At 65.5% G+C, this 24,956-nt stretch carries 27 protein-coding genes and 1 tRNA gene; 14 read left to right on the top strand and 14 right to left on the bottom strand.

What is annotated here, in order from left to right:
* Nucleotides 1-19 precede the first annotated feature (19 nt).
* A complete protein-coding gene (locus tag BMY71_RS01590; protein WP_092681259.1) occupies nucleotides 20-610 on the top strand; it encodes a TetR/AcrR family transcriptional regulator in 591 nt (196 codons plus the stop codon).
* Nucleotides 611-628: 18 nt separating this feature from the next.
* Here BMY71_RS01590 and hisN read toward each other — a convergent pair whose 3' ends face one another.
* On the bottom strand, nucleotides 629-1,411 hold the full coding sequence (gene hisN / locus BMY71_RS01585) for a histidinol-phosphatase (RefSeq protein WP_011504735.1): 783 nt from the start codon (nucleotides 1,409-1,411) through the stop codon (nucleotides 629-631).
* A 541-nt stretch (nucleotides 1,412-1,952) separates the two neighbouring features.
* Nucleotides 1,953-2,840, bottom strand: coding sequence for an N-formylglutamate amidohydrolase (locus BMY71_RS01580; protein ID WP_092681698.1), 888 nt, complete (start codon nucleotides 2,838-2,840; stop codon nucleotides 1,953-1,955).
* A gap of 292 nt (nucleotides 2,841-3,132) precedes the next feature.
* On the opposite strand from BMY71_RS01580, the gene cpdR reads away from it, so the two are divergent.
* From cpdR to BMY71_RS01560, 4 genes are all read left to right on the top strand, one after another.
* On the top strand, nucleotides 3,133-3,492 hold the full coding sequence (cpdR, locus tag BMY71_RS01575) for a cell cycle two-component system response regulator CpdR (RefSeq protein ID WP_011443381.1): 360 nt from the start codon (nucleotides 3,133-3,135) through the stop codon (nucleotides 3,490-3,492).
* A gap of 85 nt (nucleotides 3,493-3,577) precedes the next feature.
* Nucleotides 3,578-3,652: transfer RNA gene (locus BMY71_RS01570), tRNA-Val, on the top strand.
* Nucleotides 3,653-3,947: 295 nt separating this feature from the next.
* Entirely contained in the window at nucleotides 3,948-4,697 is a 750-nt protein-coding gene (locus BMY71_RS01565; protein WP_092681257.1) for an ABC transporter ATP-binding protein, read from the top strand.
* A complete protein-coding gene (locus tag BMY71_RS01560) occupies nucleotides 4,694-6,220 on the top strand; it encodes a permease (protein WP_092681255.1) in 1,527 nt (508 codons plus the stop codon). Before BMY71_RS01565 ends, BMY71_RS01560 begins: the two co-directional genes overlap by 4 nt.
* Here the strand turns inward: BMY71_RS01560 and BMY71_RS01555 are convergent.
* The 3 genes from BMY71_RS01555 to BMY71_RS01545 all read right to left on the bottom strand — a co-directional run bounded on the left by BMY71_RS01555 (nucleotide 6,198) and on the right by BMY71_RS01545 (nucleotide 8,038).
* The gene (locus tag BMY71_RS01555; protein WP_092681253.1) at nucleotides 6,198-6,425 is read right to left on the bottom strand and encodes a hypothetical protein; all 228 of its coding nucleotides are present in this window, start codon (nucleotides 6,423-6,425) and stop codon (nucleotides 6,198-6,200) included. The genes BMY71_RS01560 and BMY71_RS01555 overlap by 23 nt on opposite strands.
* Before the next feature lie 146 nt (nucleotides 6,426-6,571).
* Nucleotides 6,572-7,171, bottom strand: a complete 600-nt coding sequence (gene wrbA, locus BMY71_RS01550) for an NAD(P)H:quinone oxidoreductase (protein ID WP_092681251.1) — start codon at nucleotides 7,169-7,171, stop codon at nucleotides 6,572-6,574.
* A 168-nt stretch (nucleotides 7,172-7,339) separates the two neighbouring features.
* Complete coding sequence (locus BMY71_RS01545) at nucleotides 7,340-8,038, bottom strand: pirin family protein (RefSeq protein ID WP_092681249.1); 699 nt, start codon at nucleotides 8,036-8,038, stop codon at nucleotides 7,340-7,342.
* A gap of 136 nt (nucleotides 8,039-8,174) precedes the next feature.
* Here BMY71_RS01545 and BMY71_RS01540 point away from each other — a divergent pair, with 136 nt between their 5' ends.
* Nucleotides 8,175-9,089, top strand: coding sequence for a LysR family transcriptional regulator (locus BMY71_RS01540; protein ID WP_041806149.1), 915 nt, complete (start codon nucleotides 8,175-8,177; stop codon nucleotides 9,087-9,089).
* An 81-nt stretch (nucleotides 9,090-9,170) separates the two neighbouring features.
* Here the strand turns inward: BMY71_RS01540 and BMY71_RS01535 are convergent, their stop codons facing one another.
* Complete coding sequence (locus tag BMY71_RS01535; protein WP_092681247.1) at nucleotides 9,171-10,004, bottom strand: protein-disulfide reductase DsbD domain-containing protein; 834 nt, start codon at nucleotides 10,002-10,004, stop codon at nucleotides 9,171-9,173.
* Nucleotides 10,005-10,137: 133 nt separating this feature from the next.
* Between BMY71_RS01535 and BMY71_RS01530 the strand changes: the two genes are divergently transcribed.
* Entirely contained in the window at nucleotides 10,138-10,830 is a 693-nt protein-coding gene (locus BMY71_RS01530) for a YqgE/AlgH family protein (RefSeq protein ID WP_092681696.1), read from the top strand.
* Nucleotides 10,831-11,005: 175 nt separating this feature from the next.
* On the opposite strand, the gene BMY71_RS01525 is transcribed toward BMY71_RS01530, so the two are convergent.
* Nucleotides 11,006-13,882 carry an EAL domain-containing protein gene (locus BMY71_RS01525; protein ID WP_011504725.1) on the bottom strand — a complete coding sequence of 959 codons (2,877 nt, stop codon included), beginning with the start codon at nucleotides 13,880-13,882 and terminating at the stop codon, nucleotides 11,006-11,008.
* Nucleotides 13,883-14,015: 133 nt separating this feature from the next.
* Nucleotides 14,016-15,014 carry an NAD(P)H-quinone oxidoreductase gene (locus BMY71_RS01520; protein WP_092681245.1) on the bottom strand — a complete coding sequence of 333 codons (999 nt, stop codon included), beginning with the start codon at nucleotides 15,012-15,014 and terminating at the stop codon, nucleotides 14,016-14,018.
* A gap of 98 nt (nucleotides 15,015-15,112) precedes the next feature.
* Between BMY71_RS01520 and BMY71_RS01515 the strand changes: the two genes are divergently transcribed.
* Together BMY71_RS01515 and rcdA are read left to right on the top strand one after the other, a co-directional pair.
* The gene (locus BMY71_RS01515; RefSeq protein WP_092681243.1) at nucleotides 15,113-15,304 is read left to right on the top strand and encodes a DUF1192 domain-containing protein; all 192 of its coding nucleotides are present in this window, start codon (nucleotides 15,113-15,115) and stop codon (nucleotides 15,302-15,304) included.
* A 456-nt stretch (nucleotides 15,305-15,760) separates the two neighbouring features.
* Nucleotides 15,761-16,276 carry a protease adaptor protein RcdA gene (gene rcdA / locus BMY71_RS01510; RefSeq protein ID WP_011504722.1) on the top strand — a complete coding sequence of 172 codons (516 nt, stop codon included), beginning with the start codon at nucleotides 15,761-15,763 and terminating at the stop codon, nucleotides 16,274-16,276.
* 187 nt (nucleotides 16,277-16,463) lie between these two features.
* Here rcdA and rpmE read toward each other — a convergent pair whose 3' ends face one another.
* Nucleotides 16,464-16,691, bottom strand: a complete 228-nt coding sequence (gene rpmE / locus BMY71_RS01505) for a 50S ribosomal protein L31 (protein ID WP_011504721.1) — start codon at nucleotides 16,689-16,691, stop codon at nucleotides 16,464-16,466.
* A gap of 242 nt (nucleotides 16,692-16,933) precedes the next feature.
* Between rpmE and BMY71_RS01500 the strand changes: the two genes are divergently transcribed.
* Nucleotides 16,934-18,853: an ABC transporter transmembrane domain-containing protein gene (locus BMY71_RS01500; RefSeq protein WP_011504720.1), complete on the top strand. Its 1,920-nt coding sequence runs from the start codon at nucleotides 16,934-16,936 to the stop codon at nucleotides 18,851-18,853.
* Nucleotides 18,854-18,861: 8 nt separating this feature from the next.
* Here BMY71_RS01500 and BMY71_RS01495 read toward each other — a convergent pair whose 3' ends face one another.
* From BMY71_RS01495 to BMY71_RS01475, 5 genes are all read right to left on the bottom strand, one after another.
* Complete coding sequence (locus tag BMY71_RS01495; RefSeq protein WP_011504719.1) at nucleotides 18,862-19,155, bottom strand: type II toxin-antitoxin system RelE/ParE family toxin; 294 nt, start codon at nucleotides 19,153-19,155, stop codon at nucleotides 18,862-18,864.
* Nucleotides 19,152-19,379, bottom strand: coding sequence for a hypothetical protein (locus tag BMY71_RS01490; protein ID WP_092681241.1), 228 nt, complete (start codon nucleotides 19,377-19,379; stop codon nucleotides 19,152-19,154). The genes BMY71_RS01495 and BMY71_RS01490 overlap by 4 nt, the downstream gene beginning before the upstream one ends.
* A 37-nt stretch (nucleotides 19,380-19,416) precedes the next feature.
* A complete protein-coding gene (locus tag BMY71_RS01485; protein ID WP_092681694.1) occupies nucleotides 19,417-19,863 on the bottom strand; it encodes a GNAT family N-acetyltransferase in 447 nt (148 codons plus the stop codon).
* 159 nt (nucleotides 19,864-20,022) lie between these two features.
* Nucleotides 20,023-21,048 (bottom strand): peptidoglycan -binding protein, encoded by a 1,026-nt coding sequence (locus tag BMY71_RS01480; protein ID WP_011504716.1) that lies wholly within the window; start codon nucleotides 21,046-21,048, stop codon nucleotides 20,023-20,025.
* Nucleotides 21,049-21,113: 65 nt separating this feature from the next.
* Entirely contained in the window at nucleotides 21,114-22,115 is a 1,002-nt protein-coding gene (locus tag BMY71_RS01475) for a flagellar motor protein MotA (RefSeq protein WP_092681692.1), read from the bottom strand.
* Between BMY71_RS01475 and BMY71_RS24750 the strand changes: the two genes are divergently transcribed.
* The 4 genes from BMY71_RS24750 to BMY71_RS01455 all read left to right on the top strand — a co-directional run bounded on the left by BMY71_RS24750 (nucleotide 22,066) and on the right by BMY71_RS01455 (nucleotide 24,886).
* Nucleotides 22,066-22,311: a hypothetical protein gene (locus tag BMY71_RS24750; RefSeq protein ID WP_175557559.1), complete on the top strand. Its 246-nt coding sequence runs from the start codon at nucleotides 22,066-22,068 to the stop codon at nucleotides 22,309-22,311. The two genes, BMY71_RS01475 and BMY71_RS24750, sit on opposite strands and share 50 nt — an antisense overlap.
* Nucleotides 22,311-23,135: a DUF1295 domain-containing protein gene (locus tag BMY71_RS01470; RefSeq protein WP_011504714.1), complete on the top strand. Its 825-nt coding sequence runs from the start codon at nucleotides 22,311-22,313 to the stop codon at nucleotides 23,133-23,135. Before BMY71_RS24750 ends, BMY71_RS01470 begins: the two co-directional genes overlap by 1 nt.
* Complete coding sequence (locus tag BMY71_RS01465) at nucleotides 23,132-24,157, top strand: SAM-dependent methyltransferase (protein WP_092681239.1); 1,026 nt, start codon at nucleotides 23,132-23,134, stop codon at nucleotides 24,155-24,157. The genes BMY71_RS01470 and BMY71_RS01465 overlap by 4 nt, the downstream gene beginning before the upstream one ends.
* A 540-nt stretch (nucleotides 24,158-24,697) precedes the next feature.
* Complete coding sequence (locus tag BMY71_RS01455; RefSeq protein WP_011504711.1) at nucleotides 24,698-24,886, top strand: hypothetical protein; 189 nt, start codon at nucleotides 24,698-24,700, stop codon at nucleotides 24,884-24,886.
* Nucleotides 24,887-24,956: the final 70 nt, after the last annotated feature.

The following is a 24,956-nucleotide window of genomic DNA, read 5'->3' as shown; positions in this document are numbered from 1 at the left end:
TAACATGCAGGCTGTATGTATGCTAGCGACCAGACGACGCACCAATCCGGAACGCTCCAGCACCACCCGTTCGGGTCTGATTGCCGCCGCTCGACAGGCTTTCGTCGCGCGTGGATATGCGGGGACGAGCACGCCGGATCTGGTCGAAGCCGCCGGCGTCACGCGTGGCGCGCTCTACCATCACTTCGCCGACAAGCAGGCGCTGTTCCGGGCGGTGGTCGAGGCCGAATCCGCCGCGGTGGCGGCCGAGATCGAGGCGGCGCCGATGGATGGCTCGCCTGTCACGGCGTTGATCGCCGGAGGCGAAGCCTATCTGACGGCGATGGCCGTGCAGGGCCGCACCCGGCTGTTGCTGATCGAAGCGCCGGCGGTGCTCGGCCGAGCGGATGTCGACGCCATCGACGTGCGTCACGGCGTTCGAACGTTGCGCGAGGGATTGCAGGCCGCGATCGAGGCCGGCCTGATCAAGCCGGTACCGATTGAGGCGACGGCGCAGCTGATTGGGGCAGCCTACGACCGCGCCGCGCTGGCGGTCGAGCAAGGCGCCGACCGGGGAGATTGGCTGGCCGGGCTGCGGGCCCTGATCGAAGGCCTCGCGGCGCGGCGTTGAGGGACGAGACCCGCTCGCTCAGCCGTTGAGGATCTTCATCGCGGCTTCGTGGACCCGCTTGTCGCCCGCGGCGACGATGCGGCCGCCGTTCTGCGCAGGCTGGCCGTCCCAGGTGGTGATGATGCCGCCGGCGCCGGTGATGATCGGGATCAGCGCCGCGACGTCGTAGGGCTTCAGCTCGGTCTCGATCACGAGGTCGAGCTGGCCGGCCGCCAGCATACAATAGGCGTAGCAGTCGCCGCCGAACCGGGTCAGCCGCGCCTCGGCCTGCACCCGCTCGAAAGTGGCGCGGTCGGTGTCGTTCATCAGCAGCGGCGAGGTGGTGAACAGCGTCGCCTCCCTCAGCGAGGCGCAGCGCCGCACCGTCAGCTTGCGCTCGCCGGAGGGTCCCTTATAGGACGCAGCGCCATTGTCGCCGGAGAAGCGCTCGCCGATGTAGGGCTGATGCATCATGCCGTAGACCGGCGAACCCTTGTGCAGCAGCGCGATCAGCGTGCCCCAGACCGGAAACCCGGCGATGAAGGATTTGGTGCCGTCGATCGGGTCCAGCACCCAAACATAGTCGGCGTCCTCGCGCTCGTTGCCGAACTCCTCGCCGACGATGCCGTGCTGGGGGAAACTCCCTTTGATCAGCCGGCGCATCACCGCCTCGCCGGCGCGATCGGCCTCGGTCACCGGATCGAAGTCGCGGCCGGCCTTCTTGTTGTCGATCGTGAGAGAGGTGCGGAAGAACGGCAGGATGGTGTCGCCGGACGACGTTGCGAGGCGTCCGATAAAGGCGGCGAAATCGATGACCGTCACGGGCGATCCTTGTCAGTCCAGGGTTACACTGCACGAGGTTCTAGGCTTGCCTGAAACCCCGCCGGTCCGCCTCACTTATTTATGGGGTTTCAGCCCGGGTCCAGAGGCTGAATCATCAACCGAGCCGCCATTCACATTTTTCACATACTCGATGCGAGTGGTTCGCTTTTTGGTTGCCTGCGACACTCTGGCGAGTCGGGAACCGTGGCGGTTTTGTCGCACGTCGCACCCCTGGGCGGTTTTCATCTCATTGATTTGGCACAAATAAATCATGCGCCCGCGGTGCGGATCCGGTGCCTGATCTGCGTTTTTTGCATGGGAAAATGCTCAAAAACACTTGCGCTTTGTGCGTCGCGGCCGCATATTGCTGCGGTGCGGTAGCGCTTGCGCTATCGCTGCCCTCCTTGGGCGTTTCCTCCCTAGACTTGGGCCGCTTGCCATCGCAAGCGGCCCTTTTTTCTTTTCAGCCCGGTTTGTTTTCTTGTCAGGCTTGGTTGCCGTCGACGTCTGTTTTTTGTTCCAGGTCGGCGGGTGATCCGGTTTATTCGGCGGCAGCCTGGAACGGGCCGAGATCGGCCAGCGGGATCGCCGCGAGGGCTTCGGCCAGAACGCTGAAATCTTCCGCGACAACGCCGAACCGATCGCTCCGCTGCCGCAGCCGTTCGTCCATATAGATCGCGCGGTTGAGCTCGACCTGCACGGTATGCAGGCCGCTCGCCGGATTGCCGTAATGCTCGGTGATGAAGCCGCCCGCATAGGGCTTGTTGCGGCCGACCGAATAGCCGCGTGCCGCCATCGTTTCCTCGACCACGCCCGAGATCAGCGCGGCGCAGCTCGTCCCATAGCGATCGCCGATCACGATATCGGGCCGTCGCGGCTCGTCACGGGCGATGCCCACAGAGGGCATCGAGTGGCAATCGACCAGGATCACGGCGCCGTAGGTCTGGTGCGCCCGGTTGACCAGCTGGCGCAGCGCGCGGTGATAGGGCTTGTACAGCGTCTCGATCCGGCCGAGCGCCTCGTCGATCGGGATCCGTTCGCGGTAAATCTCCTGGCCGTCGCCGACCACGCGGGGAATCGTTCCCAATCCGCCGGCAACCCGCATCGAGCGGGTGTTGGCGAAGCTCGGCAACCGGCCGTGGAACATCCGCGGATCGAGTTCATAGGGCTCCCGATTGACGTCGATATATGACCTCGGGAAGTGCACCCTGGCGACCGGAAAGCCCTGGTGGAGAAGGTGCAAGATCAACTCGTCCATGAACGAATCCTCGGAGCGCTGCAGCGCCTCGAGGTCGATCCGGGATGCGTTGAGAAAGGCGTGCGGATACACCGAACCGGAGTGCGGCGAATTGAAAATGATCGGCGCGCGCCAGACGGCAGGCTCGGCAATCTCGAACGGGGGCGAAAACTCACCCTCGAACTCGGTCATCGTCGTCCGCCGTTCGTCAAATCCGCTGACCTCAGGGTTCGCCCGCAACCGCCGGATGATGTGGCGGGTAACATTGTCGGCAATCGGTTACGCCGTGCCAAGCAAAATAATTCCAAGTTGGTGCCTAACGGTCGGGGCAACGGAAAGTGCCGCAAATTGTTAATTCAGGCTATGTTACGGCGCTGGATCGAGGTCGACTGCGAATGCCCGGGGGCGGGACTTTCACCCGAAATTTACCAGCAGCCGGTCTAAGTGAATCACAGTTCTCCGTCCGGATTGAAGCCCAGCCGCCATGCACAAGATCCTCCTCGCCGAAGACGATAACGACATGCGCCGTTTCCTGGTGAAGGCGCTGGAAAACGCCGGATTCCAGGTTTCCTCGTTCGACAATGGCATGTCGGCCTATCAGCGGCTCCGCGAGGAGCCGTTCGAGATGCTGCTGACCGACATCGTGATGCCGGAGATGGACGGCATTGAGCTGGCGCGCCGCGCCTCCGAGTTGGACCCCGACATCAAGATCATGTTCATCACCGGTTTTGCTGCAGTTGCGCTGAATTCCGATTCGGAAGCGCCGAAAAATGCCAAGGTCCTCTCCAAGCCTGTGCATCTGCGTGAACTGGTCAGCGAAGTGAATAAGATGTTGGCGGCGTAAAATACTGCCCCTAAATCCTGCTTCGGTGTCCTTGCCTGTCCGGCCCGGAGCCGATATAGGGACGCAACCCGTAACGACGACTTCAGGGCGCGTAGCTCAGCGGGAGAGCACCTCGTTGACATCGAGGGGGTCACAGGTTCGATCCCTGTCGCGCCCACCATCGCTCCCGCCATTGCGGCTTTTCCCCCAAGCGACCCATTCGGCCCACGATTAGGGCGGTTTCGCTTCTGTCGTTGGTTCTGCCAGGCGACCGATTCGTCTCGCAAAACCCCTCGACACGACCCGGCGGTCTGCCCGGAACGATCTCGGCCGGATAGCTTCGAAACGGCCTTCTTCGCGGAGGCCGTTATCCTTTGCGGAGGAGATTCCCGTCTTGCTGGTGCAGCGACCGCGATTCACCGCGCCGAAACCTCTCGGCCGCATGCTGCCGCCGTCGCCGTGTCCGGGGTGCCCGCATGACTGGTCCTGTCGCCGCGCTCGCGCTGCGGGGGTTAATGAAAAGTTACGACCGCCCCGCGGTCGACCGGCTCGACCTCGCCGTGCGCGCCGGCGAGTTTTACGCGCTGCTCGGCCCCAACGGCGCCGGCAAGACCACGACGCTGCGGATGGTCGCGGGGCTGCTGAAGCCCGACGCCGGCTCGATCGACATTCTGGGGATCGATGCGCGCGCCGATCCGATCGCGGCCAAGCAGATCGTCGCCTGGGTCCCGGACGAGCCGATGATCTACGACAAGCTGACGCCGCTCGAATATCTCGCTTTCGTTGCCGGGTTGTGGGGCGTCGATCCATCGGCGGCTGAAATCGCCGCGCAAGAACTGCTCGACGATCTCGGCCTCGGCCCGCACGCGCATCAGCGCTGCGAGAGCTTCTCCAAGGGGATGCGGCAGAAGGTGGCGCTGGCCGGCGCGCTGGTGCACGAGCCGCGACTGATCATTCTCGACGAGCCGCTGACCGGCTTGGACGCGGTTTCGGCCCGCCGCGTGAAAGAGATTCTGCAGAGCCGCGTGCGGGCCGGCGCCACCGTGATCATGACCACGCATATCCTCGAAGTCGCCGAGCGGATGGCGGACCGGATCGGCGTCATCATCGCCGGTCGCCTCGTCGCGGAAGGCACGCTGACCGAGTTGCGCGGCCAGATCGGCCAGGGCCAGTCCAGCCTCGAGGACATGTTCGTCGCGCTGGTCGATAGCGAAGCGGCCGCATGAGCACCGGCACGCTCGCAGATTTCGCGCGTCACGACATCCGGCTCGCCTGGCGCGACTTTGTTGCGATGATGACGGCCGGCCGCCCCGGCCGCGCCCGCAACATCGTGCTGGCGTTGATCGTGTTCGTGGCGCTGCTGCATCTGCCGGCCTGGGCCATGGTCGGCAGCTATGCGGGCCTGACGCAGGACGCCGATCAGGCCAGCCTGATCGTGATCGCCGCGACGGTCGCGCTGAGCTGGCTGCTGATGCTGTCGCAGGCGATCGAGTCGGTGACGCGGGTGTTCTACGCGCGCGCCGATCTCGATCTGATCATGTCGTCGCCGGCGCCGCTCGAACGGGTGTTCTCGGTGCGGATGGCGGCGATCGCGCTCACGGTCACCGCGATGGCGCTGTTGTTCGCGGCCCCGGTGATCAACGTGCTGGCGCTGGTCGGTGGCGCCCATTGGCTGACGGCCTTCGGCGTCGTCGCCGCGGTCGGCATCTCGGCGTCGGCGATCGCGATCGCGGTGACGGTCGCGCTGTTCCATCTGATCGGGCCGCGGCGCACGCGGGTGGTGGCGCAGATCCTGTCGGTGGTGATCGGCGCCGGCTTCGTGATCGGCCTGCAGATCGCGGCGATCATCTCGACCGGCACGCTGTCGCGGTTCGCCGTGCTGACGTCGGAAACGGCTGCGTCCTGGGCGCCTGCGATGACGAGCGTGCTGTGGTGGCCGGCGCGGGCGATCCTCGGCGATGGCGTCGCGCTCGCGGCATTGCTCGGCGCAAGCCTCACTTTGCTCGGGTTGGTGATGCTGCTGGTCGCGCCGGGGCTCGGCAATCTCGTCGTCAACGCCGCCAGCGTCGGCGCGAAGGCCGTGCGTGACCGCAGAGGCGGACAATTCCGTCGCGGCTCGCGGCAGCAGGCGTTGCGGATCAAGGAGTTCATCCTGCTCCGCCGCGACCCCTGGCTGGTGTCGCAGTCGCTGATGCAGCTTCTCTATCTGGTTCCGCCGGCGCTGCTGTTGTGGCGCAACTTCTCCGATCGCTCGACCGCGATCGTGTTGATCACACCGGTGATCGTGATGGCGGCCGGACAACTGGCCGGTGGTCTGGCGTGGCTTACGATCTCCGGAGAGGACGCGCCCGACCTGGTCGCGACGGCGCCGCTGCCGGAATCGGCGGTGATGCGGACGCGGATCGAAGTGGTGCTGATGGTGATCGCGATCGTGGTGACGCCGCTGTTGTTGCCGCTGGCGTGGCTGTCGCCGCTGCAGGCGCTGCTCACCGCGGCGGGCTGTGCGATCGCGGCGGCGTCGGCCACCGCGATCCAGCTCTGGTTCCGGGTGCAGGCGCGGCGCAGTCAATTCCGCCGCCGTCAGACCTCGTCGCGGGTCGCGACTTTCGCAGAGGCGTTCTCTTCGATCGGATGGGCGGCGACCGCTGCGCTGGCCCTGACCGTCCCGCTGCTCGCGGTGATCGCCGCTGCATTCACGCTCGGCGTGCTCGCGCTCACCTGGAAGTTCAGTCCAGCTCAGGTGTCGTGACGCCGGTGCAACTGCAGCACCGCAGTCTGCCGGAGGTGGCGACGCTGAGGCTCTTGCACATCAGCAGCCTCGCCATCGCTTGCAACGGGCTGCGGACGAGTTGAAGCATCACATACATTTCGAGCATGAACGGTTCTCCGGGCGCAATTTGCATCTGGGCATTGCAGGCGATGAGGAAAAGCGCCGGCAACAGCGGATCAGCCATGCAAGATCAATGCATCTGCATCTATCTCACCTCGGGGACGGATTGCCGCTTGCGCCAGCTTGATCGCCCGAACAGGCGCCCGGGTCGGTGACGATGTCACCGCCGCCGCGACGGCGCGGGTCGCGGCGGGGTGTTGCGAGGCGCGATCAGCCGTGCAGCTTGATCGCGGTTTCGGCGATGGTCTTGCCCTGATAGCGCGCGCCGGCAAGTTCGTTGGCGCTGGGCTGCCGCGAGCCGTCGCCGCCGGTGATCGTGGTTGCGCCATAGGGGGCGCCGCCGGTCACCTCGTCGAGTTTCATCTGGCCGGCGAAGCCGTAGTTGAGGCCGACCACCACCATGCCGAAATGCAGCAGGTTGGTGATGATCGAGAACAGCGTGGTCTCCTGGCCGCCATGCTGGGTCGCGGTCGAGGTAAAGGCGCCGCCGACCTTGCCGTGCAGCGCGCCCTTCGCCCACAACCCGCCGGCCTGATCGAGGAAATTCGCCATCTGCGACGCCATCCGCCCGAACCGCGTGCCGGTGCCGACGACGATCGCGTCGTAATTGGCGAGATCGCCGATGGTCGCGACCGGCGCGGCCTGGTCGAGCTTGTAGTGCGACGCCTTGGCGACATCCGGCGGCACCAGTTCGGGCACGCGCTTGATGTCGACCGTCGCGCCGGCCTCGCGCGCGCCTTCCGCGACGGCGTTGGCCATCGCCTCGATGTGGCCGTAAGCGGAATAATACAGGACCAGGACCTTCGCCATGGGAGTCTCCGTTTGGTGGGGGAGGGGTGGGGAGTGATTACGTAGTTAGTCAGCCGTCATGGCCGGGCTGACCCGGCCATCCATCCTCTTCGGCAGGACTCTTGAGAAGAAGATGGATGCGCGGGGCGAGCCCGCGCATGACGTGGTTGTGGGTCGAGAGGTCGACGTTTACGCGGCGTCGACCAGCACCAGCTCGGTATCCTCGAGCGCGGTGATCGTCAGCTTGGCCTCGTCGCGGATCGCGGCGCCGTCGCGGGCGTTGACCCGCACGCCGTTGACCTCGACGCTGCCCGCCGCCGGCACCAGATAGAGATGCCGCGCCTTGTCGATGGCGTATTCGGCGCTCTCGCCGGCCTTCAGCGTGGTGGCGAGCACCCGCGCATCGGCGCGGATCGGCAGCGCGTCATTGTCGGCCTTGAAGCCCGACGCGATGGTCACGAGCTTGCCGGAGCGGTCGGCCTTCGGGAACGGCTTGGAGCCCCAGGTCGGCTGGCCCCCGGCTTGTGTCGGCTCGATCCAGATCTGGAAGATCCGGGTGGTCTCGGGCTCCAGATTGTACTCCGAATGCCGCACGCCGCTGCCCGCGCTCATCACCTGCACGTCGCCGGCCTCGGTGCGGCCCTTGTTGCCGAGCGAGTCCTCGTGGGTGATGGCGCCGTCGCGGACATAGGTGATGATTTCCATGTCGCGATGCGGATGCGGCGGGAAGCCGGTGTTGGGCGCGATCTCGTCGTCGTTCCAGACCCGCAAGGACCCATGGCCCATATTGGCGGGGTCGTAATAGCTCGCGAACGAGAAATGGTGCCGCGCCTTGAGCCAGCCGTGGTCGGCGCCGCCGAGCTTGTTGAAGGGACGAAGTTCGATCATCGGAATTCTCCCTGGTTTGGCGCCGCGTCGGGCGCCCGGTGGGGTGTTGGGTATTTGGATAATGGCTCGCTTGATTTTCAGAAATAGAAATGATTGAAAATCATTGTTTCCAATAATGACCCCATCCGAGGCGCCGATGACCAAGCTGCCGGATTTCGAAGCGCTGGCGATCTTTGCCAAAGTGGTGGAGCTGCGCTCGTTTTCGGCCGCCGCGGCCGAGCTGACGCTGTCAAAACCGACGGTGTCGAAGGCGGTGACCCGGCTCGAGGCGCGGCTCGGCGCCCGGCTGTTCAACCGCACCTCGCGGCGGCTGGCGCTGACCGACGCCGGCCACCGGCTCGCCGAACGCGCCACGCAATTGCTCGCCGACGGGGAAGCGGCGGAAAGCGAGGCGTTGGCACAGTCGGCCGCGCCGCGCGGCCTGGTGCGGCTGGCGGTGCCGATGACCTTCGGCGTGAGAGTGATCGCGCCGCTGCTGCCGGACTTCCTCGCCGCCTATCCGGAGGTCTCGATCGACCTGCATCTGTCGGATGCGATGGTCGATCTGATCGGCGAGGGCTTCGACGCCGGCGTGCGGATCGCGTCGCTGCCGGATTCGTCGCTGGTCGCGCGGCGGCTGTGCGCGATGCCGCGCTACACCGTCGCCGCGAAAGCCTATCTCGCGCGCTACGGCCGCCCGACCCATCCGATGCATCTCGCCGAGCATCGCTGCTTCGGCTACGCCTATCGCACGACGCCGAATGTCTGGTCCTACACCAATGCGCGGGGCGAGCAGGCCGCGGTGCGGCCATCAGGCCCGCTGCGCGTCAACAACGGCGAGGCGGTGCTGCCGGCGGTGGTGGCGGGGCTGGGCATCGCCGATCTGCCGGAGTTCATCGTCGGCGAGGCGATTGCGGCCGGCGATGTCGAGGTGATCCTTGAAGGCTGGCACCAGCGCGAGACCTCGGTGCATCTGGTGATGCCGCCCGGCGGGCCGCGGCCGGCGCGCGTCGAGGTGCTGGCGGCGTTTCTCGCCGAACGGCTGGCCCAGAAGCGCCGCGCCGAGCGCTGAACGAACAGGCGTTTTCGCGCCAAGCGGGTGCCGGTACGCGTGAAGACAGCGCGTCAGACAACAATCAGAACCGACAAACCCCTAGTTCAGCGTGACGTTGAACTCGTAGGATTTATCGGGGCCGACCAGCGTGAACTTCAACGCCGCGCCTTCGGCGTGCGCGCCGGATGGCAGTCCCTCGAGCCGGAACGAGAAACGTTGCACGTCCGCCGGCCCGTTCGCGACCGGTTTTGGAATCGGCAGCGCCCAGTCCGGCGTCGGTCCTTCGACGAACAGGCTCACCTTGCTCGCGGGCGGCGCGACGACGTCGACCCACACTTCGGTATCGCCCCTCAAGATGACATCGCGGATCGTGAAAGCAGCTGTATCGCCGACACTGGCCGGCACCGGGACGGTGTCGAGCGCCGCTGCGAGCGCGCTGTCCTGCGTGCTGGCGACGTTGTTGAAGGCAAGCTCGGGATTGGCCTCGACCGGCACGCACAGCTTCTCGCAGACCGCGTAGCTGATCGCCGCACGCAATGTCACCGGCTTGTCGGCATTCTTCGCCACAATGCGCAACGGCAAGATGACCTGCGACTGGTAGCCGAGCGACGTGCCGCCCGCGCCATCCGGAAACGCTGTCGGCGCCGGCCACAGGATCGTCACCGCCTCGACATTGTCGGACTTCGAGAAGTCGAACCGCGGCGGCACGCCGGAATCGCCCGGCGTACGCCAATAGGTCTTCCACCCTGGCTGCAATTGGAAGGCGATACCACCTAGCAGCATCGCGCCGCTGCGTGATCCTGCGAGCAGCCGCACTGCGGAATGACTCTCACTCACCCATGGCGAGGTGTCGTCGGCGCGAACGCCGATAGCGGTCGAGGCGACCACCAAAGCAGCGAGCAAGGCCGGACGGAGCGGAACGATTGCGATCATGTGACGTATTTACGCACTAAGACCACGAAGAACCACTGAATTGGCCGTGATTCCGTGGCCACCCTGCGGCGGTGGTTGATTGACAGCAATGGCACCCGATATCAGGATGACGGTGCAACGCGAGGATCCCCTGATGGCGATTGAGTCCAAAAGGCCCAAGTCCGGCGAAGCCAAGCCCAAGTCCGGCGAAGCCAAGCTGAGGTCCGGCGCCAAGCGGAAGGCCGGCGAATCTTGGTCGGGCGAGCAGGGGAGCTATCTCGACGGCCAGTTGCTGATTGCGATGCCGGTGATGGAGGACGAGCGGTTTGCGCGCTCGGTGATCTATATCTGCGCGCATTCATCGGAAGGCGCCATGGGCATCATCGTCAATCGTCCCGCGGGCAGCATCGATTTTCCGGAACTGCTGGTTCAGCTCGACATCGTCGAAAAGCCCGAGCAGATCATGCTGCCGGATCACGCCGAATCCATGAAGGTGTTGCGTGGGGGGCCGGTCGAGACCGGCCGGGGCTTCGTGCTTCATTCCAGCGATTTCTTCATCAAGGATGCGACCCTGCCGATCGATGACGGCATTTCTCTGACCGCGACCGTGGATATTCTCAAAGCGATTGCCAGCGGCGCCGGCCCGAAGCACGCCATCCTGGCGCTCGGCTATGCCGGCTGGGCGCCGGGCCAGCTCGAGACCGAAATTCAGGACAATGGCTGGCTGCATTGCGACGCCGACGCGGACCTGGTGTTCGGCGACGACGTCGAAGAGAAATACGATCGCGCGCTGCACAAGCTCGGTATCGAGCCGGGGATGCTTTCCACCGAAGCCGGCCACGCGTAGTCAGCTTCGCCGCTCGCGCTTACACATTCCCGTCATCGCCCGCGAAAGCGGGCGATCCAGTATTGCAGAGCCTTCGTGTTGATCGCGACCTCTCCGCCGTACTGGATCCTCCGCTGTCGCGGAGGATGACAGCCGTGACGCATGAATGCGCGGTGCCTTAAGCCGATCGCCGAAATCAGCTCGCGGCTTCGAGGCGTTCTTCGGTCAGCAGCCGCATCGCTGCGTCGGCGTCCATCGGCTCGCCGAAGGCGAAGCCCTGGGCGTATTCGCAGCCGAGCTGATACAGCTCCACCGCGTCCGAATCGGTCTCGGCGCCCTCCGCGACCACGTCCATGCCGAGATCGTGCGCCAGCGCGATGATCGACTTCAGGATCACCGGCCTTGTGCCGCGGCTGGTGGTGCGGACGAACGACTGGTCGATCTTGATGGTGTCGAACGGGAAGCGTTGCAGATAGGCCAGCGACGAATGGCCGGTGCCGAAATCGTCGAGCGACAGGCCGGTGCCGAGTTCGCGGATCCGCGTCAGCATTTGCGCGGCGTGCTCCGGATTCTCCATCACCAGCGATTCGGTGAGTTCGAGTTTCAACGTGCCGCGCGCGATCGAGGAGCGCGACAGCACGGTGCGGACGTCGTGGATCAGGTCGTGGCGCAGCAATTGTCGCGACGAGATGTTGACGCTGGCGAAGATCGGCTCGCGCGAGCGCATCGCGCGCTGCCAGATCGCGAGCTGCTTGGCGGTCTGGTCCATCACGAACATGCCGAGTTCGACGATCAGGCCGATCTCCTCGGCGATCGAGATGAACTCGCCCGGCGCCATCCGTCCGAGTTTGGGATGGTCCCACCGCGCCAGCGCTTCGAAGCCCGCGACCGAACGGTCCTCGAGCCGGACGATCGGCTGATACAGGATGGTGATTTCCTGGCGCTCGATGGCGCGGCGCAGTTCGGATTCCAGCGTCAGGCGGTCGGACTTCCGCGCCCGCATCGCGGGCTTGTAGACGTCGATGCGGTCGCCGCCGATCCGCTTGGAGTGATACATTGCCAGCTCGGCGTCCTTGATGATCTCGTCGGAGAGCTGGGTCTGCGGGTCGGACAAAGCGAGACCGATCGAGGCAGTGAGGAAAATCTCGCGGTCGTTGAAGGCGATCGGCGCCTTGATGGTCTTGCGGATGGTCTCGGCGAAGGCGGTGATCTTGGCCGGGTCCTGCTCCGACAACAGGATCAGGCCGAACTGGTCGCCGGCGATCCGCGCCAGCGTGTCCTGCGGCTTGAGGATGCGGGTGAGGCGGCGCGCCAGCGTCAGCAGGATCGAATCGCCGACGGCGATGCCGACGGAATCGTTGACCTGCTTGAAGCGATCGAGATCGATCACCATCAGCGTCGGCCGCAGGTTCGGCATCGTCTTGGCGAAATTCGCCACGGCGCCGAGCCGGTCCATGAACAGCTTGCGGTTCGGCAGGCCGGTAAGATTGTCATGCACCGCGTCGTGCAGCATCCGCTCTTCGGCGTTCTTGGCCTCGGTGACATCCGTCAGCGTGCCGACCACGCGGGTCACTTCGCCGTCGGCGCCGACCACCGGCCGCGCCTTCAGGGCGAACCACATGAAATGCCCGTCGGGGGTGCGCAGCCGGAAATGCTGGGTCAGCCGGCCGCGGCGCTGGTCGAGCACCGAGTCGAGCGCGGCGCGGAAACGGTCCTGATCGAGCGGGTGCAGCACTTCGAGCCAGGTCGCGGCCGAGCCTTCCAGCGCGCCGCGCTTCAGGCCGAGCAGTGCTTCGGTCTCCGGGCTGGTGAAGACCTTGTCGGCGGAGACGTCCCAGTCCCAGATCAGGTCGCCGGAGCCAATCAGCGCCAGCGCCCGTCGCTCGACGTCGGAGACCACGCCGCCGGTCGCGCCGCTGCCGGCGAAGGCGTGCTGCATCACCGTGAAGCCGATCAGCATCACGATCAGCACCAGGCCGCCGAGTAGCGCCGGGCCGACGATATCGTTGGTCACCGAGCCTGCCACGGTCATGCCCGAGGCGATCACCCAGATCACCAGCAGGAACCAGGTCGGGATCAGCAGCACGGCGCGGTCGAAACCGTGGGTCGACAGGTACACAATCAGCGTGAAGCCGGCGAAGGCGATCAGTACCAGCGACATCCGCGCGATGCCGGACGCCACCGCCGGATCGAACAGCGCCAGCGCCACCAGCGAACCCAGGAAGGCGAGCCAGCCGAGCGTGATGTGCGAGTAGCGCACGTGCCAGCGGCTGAGATTGAGATAGGCGAACAGGAACACCAGCAGCGTGGCCGCCAGAATGGCTTCGCCCGACGCGCGCCAGATGCGCTCGGCGCCGGCCGACATGTCGAACACCTTGCTCCAGAAGCCGAAGTCGATGCCGATATAGACCAGCACCGCCCAGGCCAGCGCCGCGGCGGCGGGGAACATGATGCTGCCCTTGACCACGAACAGGATCGTCAGCACCAGCGCCAGTAGGCCGGAAATCCCGATCACGATGCCCTGGTACAGCGTGAACGAATTGACCTTGTCCTTGTAGGCTTCCGGCTCCCACAGATAGAGCTGCGGCAGCTTGTCAGTGCGCAATTCGGCGACGAAGGTGATCACCGAGCCGGGATCGAGCGTGACGCGGAAGATATCCGCGGTCGTCGAGTCCTGCCGCTCCGGGCGGTCGCCGGTCGACGGCGTGATGGTCGCGATGCGCGACAGGCCGAGGTCGGGCCAGAACAGGCCGGACGCCACCATGCGATAATGCGGCACGACGATTAGGCGGTCGAGCTGATCGTCGGTGTTGTTGGCGAGCGCGAACACTACCCAATGCTGGCCGCCCTCGCGGGCGCGCACCTCGATGCGGCGGACGATGCCGTCATTGCCGGGCGCGGTCGAGACCTGGATGCGGTCGGTATCGCTGCGCTGATGCTCGAGTACGCCGGTGAGATCGATCGCGGGCGCGTCGCTGCGGACGCTGACAGCGTCGAGCGCGTGCGCCTGCGGGGCAACCGCAATCAGCATCAAGCCCAACGCCAGAAGCGCAAGGCATCTGATCAGACGCAACTTAGTTCTCCGCGTTCACACCATCTCGAAGCGCGGCCACCGCGCGCGTCCGACGACGGATAAATGACATGAAAGCCGGCCAAAACATAGACGTAACAACCAGTGGGCGGAGCCGAACAAATCGGGGACGAGATCAGACCGTCAACACAATTTTGCCAATATGTTGACTGGTTTCCATCCGCCGGTGCGCGTCGGCGGCCTGATGCAACGCGAAAGTGCCGTCGATCAGCGGCTTGATCCGGCCCTCGTGGAGTAGCGGCATCACCTTCGCCTCGATCGCGGCGACCATCGCGGCCTTGTCGGCGTTGCTGCGCGGCCGCAGCGTCGAGCCGGTGTGATGCAGTCGCTTGATCATCAGCTTGGTGAAATTCACCGTGGCCTTGGCGCCGCCGAGGAATGCGATCTGGACGATCCGGCCGTCCATTGCGGCGGCCTCGTAGTTGCGCTCGATGTAATCGCCGCCGACCATGTCGAGGATCACCTCGACGCCCTTGCCGCCGGTGGCTTCCTTCACCGCCGCGACGAAATCATCGGTCTTGTAGTTGATCGCGCGCGTAGCGCCGAGCTTGAGGCAGGCGTCCGCTTTTTCCTGCGATCCGACGGTGGTAATCACCTTGGAGCCGAGCGCCACCGCGAGCTGGATCGCCATGGTGCCGATGCCGGACGAGCCGCCGTGCACCAGCAGGGTTTCGCCGGGCGCGAGCCGGCCGCGCTCGAACACGTTGTGCCACACCGTCATCAGCGTTTCCGCCGTCGCGCCGGCTTCGATCATCGAATAGCCGGGCGGTACGGTCATCGCCTGGGCGTCCTGCGCGATGCAATATTGCGCGTAGCCGCCGCCGGCGACCAGCGACATCACCTTGTCGCCGAGCTTGTGCTTGGTCGCGCCCTCACCGAGCGCCACCACTTCGCCGGCGATCTCCAGGCCGGGAAGGTCGCTCGCGCCGGGCGGCGGCGGATAGCTGCCGGAGCGTTGTGCCACATCGGGACGGTTGACGCCGGCCGCCGCGACCTTGACCAGGATTTCGCCCGGCGCCGGCTTCGGTACCGCGCGCGTCTCGGGCAGCAGCACCTCCGGCCCGCCGGGCTTGCTGATCCCGACCACGGTCATTTGCGAAGGGATCGGTTCCATGATTTGTCCTTGGCTGGTGGGGTGGCGGGTGCGATGTGATTAGACAGCCGGGGCTCGGCTGGCAACCGGACCGGATCACGAACGGTGCGAGGGACGCGATGGCGATCGAGGACGACGACAAGCCGAGGAAGAAAATCAGCCACGAGATCGGGCAGGATCTGTCGCTGCTCTCGGTCGAGGAGCTCGCCGAGCGGGTCGCGCTGCTCGAGGAGGAGATCCTCCGGATGCAGACCGCGATGACGATGAAACGCGCCACGCGCGAAGCCGCCGACCGTTTCTTCAAAGCCTGATCATCGGTTCGGATCGGTACCCCGGATCGCGCGGGCCGCTTCGGCGACAACTAACAGCCGTCGCGGTCTGATCGCGCGATGTCCCATCGTGGCACAGCGGCGGGGGCTGGCCTATGGCAAACTGTTTGTCAACGAAATCGCTCATTTACGAGCGATTAAGCTTTCCGGGGTATTACTTTGTTTGTCCATCTTTGGACCGAGTGGCTCCTGTCCACTCTGTTTTGACGCCTCCCTGTTATCAACTTTAAAGCCGCCGGAAACGGCGGCTCTTTTTTTGTTTGTGCTTTGTTTACCCCGTCCCGGCTTTGTCCCCGCCGACGGCGATCCTTCGCGCCGAAACCGCGTTAACCTTTGTCAACGCGCGCGCTGGACTCCCGGCGTCGCACGCGCAATGATTTATTCATCATAAGTCGGAGCGAAAGCCGGCGGCGTAACCGTTAGCGTGAGGCGTCAATCATGTCGGAATTATCGCAGAGTGAAGCCCCGCTCGTCGTGCTGAGCGAACGGCTGACGAATTCGGCAGCCTTCACAGCGCTGTTTCGCGAGGGGATGGATCTGGTCGAGGAGACCGCCGCGTATCTCGACGGCGACGGCCGCGCCGAGGCGAAGACGCTCGACCGCTCGGTCAGCCTGACCTACGCCACCGAAAGCATGCGCCTGACCACGCGGCTGATGCAGCTCGCCTCCTGGCTTCTGCTGCATCGGGCGGTGAAGGAAGGCGAGATGACGCTGGTCCAGGCCAATCGCGAGAAATCCAAGGTCAAGCTGTCGGCGGCCGATCCCAGTGGGCCGGACATGCTGGAGCAGCTGCCGGACCAGTTGCAGGCGCTGATCGCCCGTTCGATGAGCCTGCAGGCGCGGATCCGGCGGCTCGACGCCTCGATGCACATGCCGCCGCCCTCGGAACGCGCGCCGATCGGCAACCCGCTGGTGCCGCAGCTCAATATGCTGAAGGCAGCGTTCGAACGCTAATCCGGGACGGCCGTCCGAACGGCTCGCCAACGAAAAACGCCCCGCGCAGTCGCGGGGCGTTTCGATTCCGGCGCCATCGGCCCGGTGTTCGGAAAGGCCGGTGTTCGGAACAGATCATGCCGACAGGATCAAGAGCGGGATGATGATCCGAGGATGCGTCATCCCGCTCCAAAAACCGGCCGGGCGATCAATCTTTCTTGAGGAAGCCCGAGAACTTCTTCTGGAAACGCGAGACGCGGCCGCCGCGGTCCAGCACCTGCTGGGTGCCGCCGGTCCACGCCGGATGCGAGCGGGGGTCGATGTCGAGGTTCAGCTTGTCGCCTTCCTTGCCCCAGGTCGATCGCGTCTGATATTCGGTGCCGTCGGTCATGACGACCGTAATGCTATGATAATTCGGATGAATTTCGGTCTTCATGGGATATCCCTTGCGCGCGCAGGCGCCTCGATCGCGATGATGTCGGGCGAATTTGCGCGCTCTATATCGCAGCGACGCCATTAAGACAAGGTCGCGCGGCCGGGGTGCTTCGGATACCGCAATGTCCCGGATTTGCCAGCCACGGCGGTTGAGGCCTATGTGGGGTCGGCTGGAAGGCCTCTAAAAACTTGGCAGTTCCGCCCTCGAAGTTTCGACGTAGAAGCACCGACTTGGCAGTTCCGATGACGACAGCAAGCAAACGACAGACCTCCGGATCCAAGGCCTTGGAACCAAAGGCCTCGGCGATCGGATTGTCGCTGGACGCGATCGCGGCCACCGAGAATGTCGGGCCGCGCACCGGCACGCTCCGCGCCGACGCCGATGTCAGCCAGGTCGAGGAAGTCGAGGCGGTCGCCAAGCGCAGCCGGCTGCGGCCGCTGCTGGCGCTGGCGCCCTATGTCGACCATTACCGCGGCCGCGCCCTGATGGCGCTGATCGCGCTGATCGTCGCCGCGATGACGACGCTGATGGTGCCGCTCGCAGTGCGGCGGCTGATCGATTTCGGCTTCAGCGGCGAAGGCATCGAGCTGATCAACAGCTATTTCAGCGTGATGCTCGCGGTGGTCGGCGTGCTCGCGGTCGCGAGCGCCGCGCGTTACTACTTGGTGATGACGATCGGCGAGCGGATCGTCGCCGATCTGCGCCGCGATGTCTTCAAGCATCTCACCGCGCTGTCGCCGTCGTTCTTCGACTCCGCGCGCAGCGGCGAGTTGATCTCGCGGCTGACCGCCGACACCACGCAGATCAAGTCCGCGGTCGGCGCCTCGGTCTCGATCGCGCTGCGCAACATGCTGCTGTTCGCGGGCGCGATCACCATGATGGTGATCTCGAGCCCGCGATTGAGCGGCATCGTGCTGGCGGCGATTCCGCTGATCGTGATCCCGCTGGTCGCGTTCGGTCGTTGGGTGCGGCGGCTGTCGCGCAACGCGCAGGACACGCTGGCGAACGCCTCCGCCTTCGCTTCCGAGCTGGTCGGCGCGATGCGCACGGTGCAGGCCTACACCAACGAGCGGCTCGCCAATGCGCGGTTCGGCGCCGAGGTCGAACAGTCCTACGAGGCGGCGCGGAGTTCGACCCAGGCGCGCGCGATTCTCACCGCGATCATCATCTTCATCGTGTTCGCGAGCGTGGTGGCGATCCTGTGGGTCGGCTCGCACGACGTCGCCTCCGGCACGATCACGCCGGGCCGGCTCGGTCAGTTTATTTTGTACGCGGCGTTCGCGGCCTCCAGCCTCGGCCAGCTCAGCGAAGTCTGGGGCGAGGTCTCGGCCGCCTCCGGCGCCGCCGAGCGGTTGTTCGAGATCCTGCGCGTCAAGCCGGCGATCGCGGCGCCCGCCAAGCCGCGCGCATTGCCGGTGCCGGTGCGCGGCGACGTCACCTTCGACAATGTCTCCTTCGCCTATCCGACGCGGCCGGACTATCTGGCGGTGAACGGCCTGTCGTTGTCGATCAAGGCCGGCGAGAAGGTCGCGATCGTCGGCCCCTCGGGCGCCGGCAAGAGCACGCTGTTCCATCTGCTGCTGCGGTTCTACGATCCCGCCGCCGGCACCATCTTGCTGGATGGCGTGCCGATCGCCTCGGCCGATCCGCAGGCGGTGCGCGAGCGCATCGCGCTGGTGCCGCAGGATTCCGTGGTGTTCGCGGCCACCGCCCGCGACAATATCCGTTTCGGCCGCGACGACGCGAGCGACGCCGATGTCGAGCGCGCCGCGCAGCAGGCCCATGCCACCGAATTCATCGACCGGCTGCCCGGCGGCTTCGAGGCGCCGCTCGGCGAGCGCGGCGTCACGCTGTCCGGCGGCCAGCGCCAGCGCATCGCGATCGCCCGCGCCATCCTGCGCGACGCGCCGCTGCTGCTGCTCGACGAGGCCACCTCGTCGCTCGACGCCGAAAGCGAAACGCTGGTGCAGACCGCGCTGCAGGGCCTGATGCGCGACCGCACCACGCTGGTGATCGCGCATCGGCTGGCGACCGTGCTGTCCTGCGATCGCATTCTCGTCATGGAGAACGGCCGCATCATCGACCAGGGCACCCACGCCCAACTCGTCGCCCGCGGCGGCCTCTATGCGCGGCTGGCGAAGCTGCAATTCGAGGCGGCGTAAGGCACGGATCACTCCGATCGTGTCGGCGTCTCAGGATCGCGTGAGGCATGCCGCACGGCATGGATGATAATTTCGTCCATGCGGATCTCGTAGAAGACAAGATATCGATATGGCGTCGTCAACAGACGTCGGATCGTAGGATCGTCGGTCCGCCCGCCGATCTGCGGATGACTTTGCAGCAGGTTGATTGCCGCCTTGATGCGGGCCTGTACGCGCTGCGCGCCGTGCGGCGATTGCTCTGCAATGTAATCGAGAATGGAGATCAGTTCGGCGAGTGCAGGGCCGGTGTAGCGCAGCCTCACAAGCCGTGCTTGGCCCAGACTGCGCGGACCTGCTCCTCGGTTGCATAGTCGCCGCGCGCTGCCGCCGCCTTCGATCGCGCAATCGCGGCGCGTTCATCGCCCGACAGCGCCACGATCGCCCCCTCGTGGCCGGCCAGTTGCAACACCACGCGAGCAATGTCGTCCTGCGCCTCGGCGGGGAGGCCCCGGGCCACTTCAAGTGCCTGATCGAGCAGCTTGGTCATGGTCGCAGTGTAGCAAGTCCTGGCCAGCTGCGGAAGCTCACGGCGCCCACCGCAGGTTCAGCACCGGCCGGCCCGACGCGTTGACCTCCTCGCCGGTGGTGACGAAGCCATTGCGCTCATAGAATTTGATCGCGCGATAATTGTCGGCATTGACCTTGAGGGTGACTTCGCGCGGCGACAGCCGCTTGGCCTCGCCGACAAGCGCGGCCGCGAGGCCCGAGCCCCATTGCTCCGGTCCGACCACGAGCTGATCGAGATAGCCCGACGCGTCGATGGTGACGAAGCCGGTGATCGCGCCGTCCTGCTCGGCGACGATGATCGCGGCCACCGGCGCCAGTTCGGTACGCCAGCGTTCGCGCCACCAGTCGAGCCGTTTGGTGAAGTCGATCGCCGGATAAGCGAGTTGCCAGGTCCGATGCCACAGATCGATGGCAGCGTCTTCGTCGGCGTCGCGATACGGGCGGAGGGTGAAGGGGGTGGTCATCGCCGGCAGCCCGTCACCAAACGCCGTCATTCCGGGGCGCGTGCAGCGAAGCTGCGCGCGAACCCGGAATCTGACACGCGAACCGATCGAGATTCCGGGTTCGCTCGCTGCGCGAGCGCCCCGGAATGACGAACGAAAGCCTGGTGCGCAAAGCCAAACTCACCGCTCCGTCAGCTTCAGTTCGATGCGGCGGTTGCGCTTGTAGGCGTCGTCGGTGTTGGCGATGTCGAGCGGCTGGAATTCGGCGAAGCCGGCCGCGACCAGCCGCTGCGCCGGGACGCCGAGCGACACCAGATATTGCACCACCGAGATCGCGCGTGCGCTCGACAGCTCCCAGTTCGATTTGAACGCGCCGGTGATCGGGCGGCGGTCGGTGTGGCCGTCGACCCGCAGCACCCAGGCGATTTCCGGCGGGATCTTCTTGTCGAGTTCGGTCAGCGCGGGGGCGAGCTTGTCGAGCTCGGCGCGGCCTTCGGGCAGCAGCAGCGCCTGTCCGGTGTCGAAGAACACCTCGGACTGGAACACGAAGCGGTCGCCGACGATGCGGATATCGGGGCGGTCGCCGAGGATCGCGCGCAGCCGCCCGAAGAACTCCGAGCGATAGCGCGACAATTCCTGCACCCGCTGCGCCAGCGCCAGATTCAGCCGCTGGCCGAGATCGGCGATCCGGCCCTGCGATTCCTTGTCGCGTTTCTCCGAGGCGTCGAGCGCCTCCTCCAGGGCTGCGAGCTGGCGGCGCAGCGCCGAGATCTGTTGGTTCAGCACCTCGACCTGCGCCAGCGCCCGGGCGGAGAGCTGCTTCTCGGAATCCAGCGCCTTGTTGAGTTCGCCGGCGCGGCCGGCGGCGTCGTTGCCGGCGCCGGCGAGGCCGTCATACAGCCCCTTGACGCGATCGCGCTCGCTCTGCGCGGCGGACAGCCCGGCGCGGACCTGCGAGAGCTGCTCCTCGAGGTTGAGCTTGCCGAGCTTCTCCAGCGACAACAGATCGCTGAGCTGCGCAAGCCTGGCGTTCAGCTCCTGCAGCGCCTTGTCCTTGCCGGTGACCTCCTGCGACAGGAAGAACTGCACCACCAGGAACACCGACAGCAGAAACACGATGGCGAGGATCAGCGTCGACAGCGCGTCGACGAAGCCCGGCCAGTAGTTGAAGCCGGTGTCCTGGCGGCGTCCGCGCCCGAGCGCCATTCAGCGGTCTCCGCCAAGACAAGGAGGAAGGCCGCGAACGACCGCCGCGCGTCGGGACACCGCCATCACTGCTTCTCCGGCTGGCGCGCGAGCCGAGCCAGCAGCTCCTTGATCTCGCGGTTCTGCTCGCCCTGGGCGTCGGCCCATTCGCGGATCATCTGCTGCTCGTTGCGCATATGCGCCACCAGATTCTGGATCGCCTCGGCGAGGTTGGCCATCGCCGCGGTGGTGGCGCGATTGGCGCCGCCGTCTTCGAGCGTCAGCCGCAGCCGTTCGAGCGCGTTCTGCAGTTCGCCGCTGCCGGCGCCGCCGCCGTTTTCAGCGGTAGCGCCGCGCACGGTGGAGGCGAGCCAGTCCTCGAGGTCGGTGTAGAAGCGGTTCTGCGCCTGGCTGGATTGCAGATCGAGAAATCCCAGCACCAGCGAGCCGGCGAGGCCGAACAGCGACGACGAGAACGAGATGCCCATGCCGCCGAGCGGCGCGGCGAGACCTTCCTTCAACGTATCGAACAGCGAGCCGGCGTCGCCGCCGACCTTCAGCCCGCTGACAACCTGGCCGATCGACCCGACGGTTTCGATAAGGCCCCAGAAGGTGCCGAGCAGGCCGAGGAACACCAACAGGCCGGTCATGTAACGCGAGATGTCGCGCGCTTCGTCCAGCCGGGTCGCGATCGAATCCAGCAGATGCCGCATGATCTGCGGCGAGATCGCGATTCGTCCGCTGCGCTCGCCGCCGAGGATCGCCGCCATCGGCGCCAGCAGCGTCGGCCGGCGGTCGAGCGCGAGGCCGGGATCACTGATGCGGAAATGATTGACCCAGGCGACTTCGGGATAAAGCCGAATCACCTGCCGGAACGCCAGCACGATGCCGATCAGCAGCACCATGCCGATCAGCGCGTTGAGCCCGGGATTGGCGAGGAACGCCGTTATGACCTGCTTGTACAGCACCACCGTGATCAGCGCGCACAGCACCAGAAACACCAGCATCCGCACCAGGAAGATCCGCGGCGACGACAGCTTGCTGAGTTCGATCTCCATCGCCGAGCGGGGGGAGGGGCCAGATGCCATCGCGCGTTCGTTCTCCGGTTTGCCGGGTGTGGTTGTTTCCATCAATATGGCACAGTGCGATGCGGAAGAAAGGCCGGGCAGCGGTTTTCCGCATTTGCCTGCATCAACGGCCCGCGTCGAGGAACCGGGCACTGAAACCGGACTCGAACGGGAACGTAATTTCGAGAACGTGGTGCGGCGACAGATGGTGGATTGATGACGTTTTTATATCTCGAGGCTCTGGTTGCGATCGGGCTTTCGCTGGCGGCCTTGATGGCGGGCGCATGGGCGGTTCAGCAGAAGACCGGCAACTCCGGCTGGGTCGACACCATCTGGACGTTCTCCCTCGGCCTCACCGGCGCCGCTTCGGCGCTGTGGCCGGTCGACGGCGCTGCGCCGAATGCGCGGCAATGGCTGGTCGCTGCGCTGGTCGTTGCGTGGTCGGTGCGGCTCGGTTCGCACATCGCCGCGCGCACCCGCCACGTCACCGATGATCCGCGCTACGCCGCCTACGCCAAGGATTGGGGCGCCGATGCGCCGAAGAAGATGTTCTTCTTCCTGCAGAACCAGGCCTACGGCTCGATCCCGCTGGTGTTCGCGATTTTCGTCGCGGCGCGCGCGCCGGTCGATGGGCTGCGGCTGCAGGACTATCTCGGCATCCTGATCCTCGCCATCGGCATTGCCGGCGAGGGGCTGGCCGACGCGCAGCTGAAGTCGTTCCGCAGCGACCCCGCCAACAAGGGCAAGGTCTGCGACGCCGGGCTGTGGGGCTGGTCGCGGCATCCGAACTACTTCTTCGAGTGGTTCGGCTGGCTGGCCTATCCGGTGATCGCGATTTCGTTCGCCGATCCGCTGTCCTATCCGTGGGGCTTCGCCGCGCTGCTGGCCCCGATGTTCATGTACTGGATTCTGGTCCACCTCACCGGCATCCCGCCGCTGGAGGAGCAGATGTTGCTGTCGCGCGGCGAGCGCTACAAGGCGTATCAGGCGCGCACCAGCAAGTTCTTCCCTCTGCCGCCCGCGGGGGCCGCCACGCCATGAGTCTGGTCTCCTCGATCATCGACGTCGCCGAGCGGGTGCCGCTGCCCGATCCCGTGATCCGCGCCGCGATCAGCCGGCTGTGCGCGCGCACCGCGGCCAAGATGGCGGACGGCAACGAGGCGGCCGACGCCGCCTTCGCCCGCGAGATGGCCGCGCGCCCGGTCGCCGAGCATACCGACGCCGCCAACGCCCAGCACTACGAAGTGCCGGCTGCGTTCTTCGGCAAGGTGCTCGGCCCGAACCGGAAGTACTCGTCGTGCTTCTACCGCGACGACAATGCGACGTTGCAGCAGGCTGAGGAGGATGCGCTGCGGCTGACGATGGAGCACGCCGATCTGCGCGACGGCCAGTCTGTTCTCGAACTCGGTTGCGGCTGGGGCTCGCTGTCGCTGGCGATGGCGCGGCAGTTTCCGTATTCCCGCATCGTCGCGGTGTCGAATTCGGCGTCGCAGCGCAATTACATCGAAGCGCAGGCGATCGCGCGGGATCTGCCGAATCTGCGCGTGGTCACCAGCGACATGAACGTGTTCGAGCCGCATGCGCGGTTCGACCGGATCGTCTCGGTGGAGATGTTCGAGCACATGATGAACTGGCGCAAGCTGCTGACCTGGATTCACGGCTGGCTCGCGCCCGGCGGTCTGTTCTTCATGCACATCTTCACCCATCGATGCGGGGCCTATCTGTTCGATCGCGCCGATCGCGAGGATTGGATTGCGCAGCACTTCTTCACCGGCGGCGTGATGCCGAGCCACAGGCTGATCAAGCAATACGCCGATCTGTTCACGGTCGAGGAGCAGTGGCGCTGGAGCGGCCGGCACTATCAGCGGACCGCCGAGCACTGGCTCGTCAATTTCGACGCGCATCGCGACGAGATCGAAACCATTTTGCGGCCGGTCTATGGCGACGACACCGCGCTGTGGATGCGGCGATGGCGATGGTTCTTCCTCGCCACCTCCGGCCTGTTCGGCTACGAAGGCGGTGACGAATGGGGCGTCAGTCACTACCGGCTGAAGCCGGTGTGATCATCGCGCGCGCGTGTGTGGCGCGCAGGTGCGATGAGTGCCGCGCGCATTCGTCGCACCTGCACGCGTGGCGTCTTCACGAGTTGGTGAGTTTGCGCGACAAGTGCCGCCGTCCCGCGGCGAAAACCGATTAACGATCAACTAACTACACCGGACTAATCGGTCTTCTGCGGCGGCTTGTGGCAGTGCAAAATTGATCCGGCGCAATGCCGGTCAACGGTACCGGCGTCTACTTTTTATGTCACCAAAGCTGGAGAATTGGCGTGTACCTTGATTCGCTTGGTTCACTTGTGTTGTTCCTGACGTGTGTTGTCGGCCCGGCGTTGATCGCGTATCTTGTCGTGGACGACATTCGACAGCGCCTGTTCCGGCGGGTGCAACCGCGGAAACCGGAGCCGGTCGCGGCCACACCGGCGCCAGTGAGCACGCGGCGGTTCGGTCTGTTTGCCTGGGCGAGTTCCTGATCATGCATCGATAGCGGCGCACCCGCCGCGATGGATCCGGGTGCAAATCATCAGAAACCACAGTGAGGATGAAGCCTTGACCATTATTGCATTGATCGCTGCGATCTACGTGCTGGTCGGTCTGATCGGCGTCGTCGCGTTGGTTTTGGGTGGGCGCGAGATGGTGTCCGAGACAGCGCACTGGAAGCGTTTCGACGAAGCGCATTACTGGGACGACGCTGCGGAAGACTGGCGCCCCCACGAGCAGCTTGCGCAGGCGCGCTGAAGCGCGGCGCGAGCACGTCCAAACCGACGTTTCGACACCAACGATCCAAGTCCAGCTTTTCAAGTCCAGC

The organism is Rhodopseudomonas pseudopalustris (assembly GCF_900110435.1).
In the GTDB taxonomy this organism is placed as follows: domain Bacteria; phylum Pseudomonadota; class Alphaproteobacteria; order Rhizobiales; family Xanthobacteraceae; genus Rhodopseudomonas; species Rhodopseudomonas pseudopalustris.
The sequence above is the reverse complement of the archived record's forward strand: the minus strand, read 5'-3'. Positions and strand labels throughout refer to the sequence as shown.